The 529-nt window shown below is 38.6% G+C and carries 1 protein-coding gene; it reads left to right on the top strand.

Annotated features, from left to right (window positions below; translation table 11 throughout):
• The coding region (locus tag AB4Y90_RS18190; protein ID WP_441558964.1) for an NAD(P)/FAD-dependent oxidoreductase at window positions 1–529 on the top strand (529 nt) is incomplete at both ends.

Raw genomic sequence — 529 nt, 5'->3', positions numbered from 1 at the left:
GCTCATAATAAAGTCATTACAGACGGTGCAGAATTTACTTACGATAAATTAATTATTGCAACCGGCTGCAAAACCAATTTTTTCGGAAATAAAGATCTCGAAAACAAAGCTTTTGGGATGAAAAATACCCAGGAAGCCATCAGTATCAGGAATCATGTTTTAATGACCTTTGAAAAGCTGATTCTTGAAAAAAGCCGAAGCGACGACGGAAACTGGAACATTGTGATCGTAGGAAGCGGACCGACCGGAGTGGAATTAGCCGGAGCTTTTTCTGAAATGAAAAAAGAAATTCTTCCGCGCGATTATCCGTACATGAATTTTGAACAGCTTGAAATTATTCTGGTAAGTTCAACCGAAAAACCGCTTGCTGTGATGAGTTCCGAAGCCCAGGAAAAATCTGAAAAATATTTAAAAGAATTAGGTGTAAAATTTCTTAGCGGTGAAGTGGTTACCGATTATGATGGCGACAGAGTTTATATGAAAAGTGGTAAAGAAATTCCGTCGAATAATGTAATCTGGGCTGCAGGAG

It is taken from the genome of Chryseobacterium sp. 2TAF14, assembly GCF_052115105.1.
Taxonomy (GTDB): Bacteria; Bacteroidota; Bacteroidia; order Flavobacteriales; family Weeksellaceae; genus Chryseobacterium.
Note: the sequence above shows the minus strand (reverse complement) of the source record. Positions and strands in the feature narration are given on the sequence as shown.